The organism is Candidatus Eisenbacteria bacterium, assembly GCA_035712145.1.
Lineage (GTDB): Bacteria > Eisenbacteria > RBG-16-71-46 > RBG-16-71-46 > RBG-16-71-46 > DASTBI01.
In genome coordinates this window covers 1-5,066 of sequence record DASTBI010000235.1, presented here as the reverse complement: position 1 = coordinate 5,066, position 5,066 = coordinate 1, and the positions used below count along the sequence as shown (strand labels likewise).

6 protein-coding genes are annotated in these 5,066 nt (G+C 64.1%); all 6 read right to left on the bottom strand.

Annotated elements, in window-relative coordinates; translation table 11 throughout:
* A partial coding sequence (locus tag VFQ05_16810) for a hypothetical protein (GenBank protein HET9328430.1) occupies window positions 1–1,613 on the bottom strand: 1,613 nt, incomplete at its 3' end.
* Between the two features lie 193 nt (window positions 1,614–1,806).
* Window positions 1,807–1,935 carry a hypothetical protein gene (locus VFQ05_16805; GenBank protein HET9328429.1) on the bottom strand — a complete coding sequence of 43 codons (129 nt, stop codon included), beginning with the start codon at window positions 1,933–1,935 and terminating at the stop codon, window positions 1,807–1,809.
* Between the two features lie 89 nt (window positions 1,936–2,024).
* Window positions 2,025–2,660, bottom strand: a complete 636-nt coding sequence (locus VFQ05_16800; GenBank protein HET9328428.1) for a hypothetical protein — start codon at window positions 2,658–2,660, stop codon at window positions 2,025–2,027.
* Window positions 2,661–2,717: 57 nt separating this feature from the next.
* The gene (locus tag VFQ05_16795) at window positions 2,718–3,005 is read right to left on the bottom strand and encodes a MoaD/ThiS family protein (GenBank protein ID HET9328427.1); all 288 of its coding nucleotides are present in this window, start codon (window positions 3,003–3,005) and stop codon (window positions 2,718–2,720) included.
* Window positions 3,002–4,273 carry an exo-alpha-sialidase gene (locus tag VFQ05_16790; protein HET9328426.1) on the bottom strand — a complete coding sequence of 424 codons (1,272 nt, stop codon included), beginning with the start codon at window positions 4,271–4,273 and terminating at the stop codon, window positions 3,002–3,004. Before VFQ05_16790 ends, VFQ05_16795 begins: the two co-directional genes overlap by 4 nt.
* 19 nt (window positions 4,274–4,292) lie before the next feature.
* Window positions 4,293–5,066: AmmeMemoRadiSam system protein B (gene amrB, locus VFQ05_16785; GenBank protein ID HET9328425.1), on the bottom strand; the 774-nt coding region annotated here is incomplete at its 5' end.

Sequence of the window (5,066 nt, the reverse complement as noted above, 5' to 3'; positions counted from 1 at the left end):
CCGTCTTCCCCCGCAAGCACGAGAGCGTCGATGAGTGCGAGACGGTAGTCCTCTCGGTCGGGTCGCACTTTGTAGGCGATGCCGAAGTGATCCACCGCTTCCGCATAGCGTGCCTCCTGGCGAGCGATGATCCCCAGGTGGTAGCGGGCCATATTGTTGCCAGGGTTGGCTTGGATCGCCTTCCCGAGCCACTCCCTTGCCTGGGTCGTGTCGGCGTGAGCCAGGTACCACTGACCCACGACCGCTTCCGCGCGTCCACGGGTCAGTTTGAACGTCTTGTATCGCTCCAATGCGAGAGTCTCCGACGTATTGAGTGCGATCCAAGGGACCGTGTGAAAGAGCGAGACGACAACCGCCAGAGCGAAGAGTCGGCTCAAACGAGTTCCAGCGATGACTGTGGAGACAATGTAGATCCCAGTCGCGGTGTACAAGGGCCCGAAGGAAGCAAAGATGTCCCAGTCACGAGGGAAACCCTGCAATGGGTCCGCGAAGCTCCATGAAGTCCAAAGAGCTGGAAGGGCGGCGGCGAAGAGGAAGGCACCGCCCCTATCGATTCCACGTGGCGCGATCACCGCGAGCAAAGGGACCATGAGCAGGGCCGCGAAGGGACCCATCAGCAAGTGGACGTTCAGGACGTCCATCAGGTGTCGCACGGAAAACAGATCACTCAAGGAAGTGGATCCTTGGGCTCCTTTGAGAACGAGATTCACCATGTAGTCGAGACCGCCGTGGCTCTGTGGTGCGAGCACGACGATCATCACAAATGCGAGCACCAGGATCGCGGCACTGGCGACCCGGTCCACCATGGCCGCAAGAGGCCGCGCTGCTCGGCGGGCGCTGACGAGCAGGACAATCCACGAGGGAACTAGAATCGCCCCGGCGAGATTCAGAGCGATCGCGACCGCGAGGATGCAGGAGGGAACAATGAGTGGAATGCGCCCCTTGGCTGCTCGCAGCCCCAGCAGCGTGTAGAACAACAGTGCGACGAAGAAGTGAGTGTAGTTCTCGACATAACCACAACACAGCTGAATGAAGCCCTGCGTCAAGAGAAGGGCGACCGCTAAGCCAACTGGGGGGGGGCCAGTTGCCAGCCCTTCATCGTGATTGCGCAGGAGCTCCTTTGCGAGAGGGAAAGCCCCGAGAACGAAGCAACCACCGAGAAGGACGCTCTCGACCGCGACGGTGTCGAAAGCAAACTCCCGCAGCGCCGCGCCTTCCGGAAAAAGTCTCTCAGCGAAAGTGAATGCGGCCTGATGCAGAAAAGCGGTGAGCGGTTGTCGTGGATGCCAGGCCTCGCCGAGCGGAAGATTGGCGCTGAGTGGTGCGGAGTCGCCCAACAGGCCGTGGCGTAGGCGGAGGAGCCAGAAGAGAGTCATTGAGAACGCGACGGTTGACCAGATGGCGATGCGCGAGATGGAAGAGCCGCGTACTCTTTCGATCAGGGAGGCGCGCGCGGTGAAGATGGTCGCCGTCGCGATGAGCAGAAGGACGAGCGCACCGGGGAGAACGAACGAGGGCAGAAACCGATAGAAGTGAGCACCCCAAAATGTGCTCGGAAACCACCAAGCCCCGACGATGTGGGCAACGACCGTCGCGGTGGAGACGAGCACCACCGACCCCTCTGCGAGGTGGCGCCTGAAGATTTCCCATCCCTTCCCGGTCTCGGGATGTTCTTCCATTGCGCAAGCAGCGTAGCGGAAGGGGGTTGCCGCTAGCTAGGCGCTGGCCCCGGTGCCAGTAGGAGAATTAAGGACCGGCGACATGCCCCGCACGTTCCTCGTGAACTCGGTCCGAAGCGATTTCGCCTCAGCCTCCGCTCGTGAACGAGCCATCCATCTCGATGCGCCCGCGACCTTCGGTGAAGGACCGCAGGTAGCCCGGGATCCGGAAGGCGATCACTTCTTCTTCGCTGGTCGCCGCGACGCCGTGCGGCACTCTGCTGTGTAAATCCTTGCTGGCCCCGGAGCCAGTAAGGATTTACAAACCAGCGACTGTCGGCGAGTTCCAGAGCGCGGGTCGAGTGGTCATCGATAGATGACTTTCAGCTCACCCCATGAGCTCCTCTTCGTGGGGGTCGCGAAGTCGCAGTAGCGAATCCTGAAGCAAAGGTCCGCATTGGGATTACTGCGTCTTGCAAGGGGATTGAGATACGGACACAACTCCGGATCCGTCTTCCCATTCAGCCAAGTGTAGCCTTCCGGGTAATGGTCGATGCCCACCACGCCCAGAAGTCTCCAGGTTCCATAGCAGGGTGTCGACTGAATCGCGAAGTAATACTTGCCTAGGTTTGGAAGGGCCAGCGGCGGATCGAAGACGAATTCGAATTCGGTCGGATTGACGCCGTCGCCATTCGGATGAAAGACCTCAGGTCCGCTGGCCAGGATCCGTGTCTCATCGGGTCGGCCCAGAGAGTCTGTCGCCGTAACGAAAACATGCATCCCGAACGCGTTGACGTCTTGGTAAGGGACCCGCCATACGGTGATCGACTCGATGAGCCTTCCGTCGGCACGGAAGGTCTGTCCAATCGCCTCGCCGAAGATCACATCACCGTAGTTGTTGGCGAGGCCCGGATCCACGCCAGACTCAATCCTCTGGCAATCCCCGGCCTGTGCAAGGGGAGCCAGAAGAAACGCAAGCGGGAGGGCCAGAAACCTCAACATGGTCTTCTCCCAAGCGCGAATCCCTCGCAGAGCTTAGACGGCTACGTGATCATTATCCTAGAAAATGGATCCCCCGCTCACGGCGGGGACGATCCAGATCTCGGCGCCTTCGGGCACCGGCGTGTCGAGTCCGCCGGTGAAGCGGATGCTCTCGTTCCCGACGAAGACGTTGACGTGCTGGCGGACTTCACCCTGCTCGGTCACCACGCGATCGCGGACGCCGGGATGGATGGCCCAGAGTCGCTCGAGCGCCTCGCCGACGCTCGTGAACGAGCCATCCATCTCGATGCGCCCGCGACCTTCGGTGAAGGACCGCAGGTAGCCCGGGATCTGGAAGGCGATCACTTCTTCTTTGGTCGCCGGGCGGTCGCGCGGCGCGGCGTGGCCGCCTTGGAGCGGCCCGCCGACCGGCTCGACTTCGAGCGACCCGGTGCGCGACGCGGTGAAGTCTTGGCCACGCTCTTCTTGCGCCGCGAGCCCGACGACTTCGGCTCACCGACGACCGCGGCTTCGACCGAGACCACCGGCGGAAGGCCGCCCATCAGCTTGGACCAGGACGTGCCACCGTCGGGCGAGCCGTAGACCATGCCGCTGCGGGTGCCGAAGTAGACCCCCGCAGGGTTCATGTGGTCGACCGACATGGCGTCACGCAGCACGCACTCGAGGGCGTCCTTCTGCGGCAGTCCCCGTGTGAGCGCCTCCCACGAGCCGCCGGCGTTGCGGGTGCGATAGACCCGCAGCTTCCCTTCGGGCGTGCAGCGGAACTCGTCCGACTCGATCGGCACGATGTAGACCGTCTCGTCATCGTGCGGATGCATCGCCATGCAGAAGCCGAAGTCCGAGGGCACGCCGCGGGCGATGTCCTTCCACGAGTCGCCGCCGTCATCGCTGCGGTAGAGGCCCCAGTGGTTCTGCAGGAACAAGCGCTCGGGCCGCGCCGGATGCGCGACCACCTTGTGCACGCACTGGCCGAATTCCGGGTTGGGGTCGGGAAGGAACTGCGCGCGAACGCCGTGATTGCGCGCCTGCCACGAGCGCCCGCCGTCGTCGGTGCGGTAGACGCCGCCGGTCGAGATCGCCACGAACATGCGGTCGCGATCGGTGGCGTCGGGCAGGATGGTGTGCAGGCAGAGTCCGCCGCCGCCCGGCTGCCAGCGCGCGCGATGCGGATGATCGTAGAGGCCGCGGTTGAGCATCCAGGTCTCGCCGGCGTCGCGTGACTCGAACAGCGCCGCCGGCTCGACGCCGCAATAGACCGTGTTGGGCTCCTCGCGGCGTCCGGGACGGATCTTCCAGATCTGCTTCAGCGAGGCGCCGGTCTCGGTGGGGAACTTCACATTGGCGCTCTCCGGCTCCGTCCATTTGCGCCCGAAGTCCGTGCTCGAGCGCAGCACCCCGCCCCAGTGCATGCTGTTGGTGCCGGCCCACAGGGTGGGCTTCCTGCCGCGGTCGTCGTAGGCCATCGCGTACACCGAATGTCCCGGGAAGTATGGGCCGCCCACGTCCCAGCGCTTGCGCGTGCCGTTGGAGCGCAGCAGAAAAGCGCCTTTCATGGTTCCGACCATGAGGAGGACGTCTCCGTCCTTCACCTGAACGTTGCGCGTGGCCACCATCGGAAGAACCTCCGGAGAATCAAGGCCAGGCCAGCGTGGCGACGCTCACGATGGAGCCGCCGTTCTCACGCGAAGCCTCGTAATGAAGGAGCCGGCCCTCTGAGGGCTCGGAGCAGCGGAGCATCACGTAGGTCGCGCCCCATCCGCAAACGCGGCTGGAGTCGCGGTGCGCGGCGATCGACTGATACCAGCCTTCGGCGTCTCCGCGCCGCGCCGCTTCCAGTGCCTTGTTGTCTTTCTCGTCGATTTCCTTTAACACCCGGTCATCGGGAGCGGGATCGCCGAATCGCACACCGACGTGCGAGAGATCCACGCTGGCGACGTGCAGGGTCGCGCCACCCAGCTCGCGCTCGGTCTCGCGCACCGCCGCGATCAGCGTCTCGAGCAACGGCACGTCCCGCGGCGTCTGTCCCTGATCCATGAGCGCGTGGAACCCACCGCACAGGATCGGAACGAGCTCCACCGGACGCCGCGGGAAGCGATGCTTGAGGTAGAGCGTCTGGAACTCGATCGAGTGCTCGTCGCGATGAGCCAGCTCCGACGCGTACGCGGCATCTCCGAGCTTGCTCGCCAGCGCGTCCACGAAACGCGTGTCGCAGCTCACGCGGCCGAAAGGCGTCTCGAAGTGCTTGCGCGTGAGCGCCAGCAGGTCGCCGAACAGCGAGTGCCCGACTCCGTAGACGATGACCCGCAGCGGCGTGGACTCGTCCGCGGCGAGCTCCAGCCACCCGCGCGCGATCGCCGGACCGGCCCGGCGCGGGTCGAGATGCGGCACCAGCAGCGCCCGCGGCGT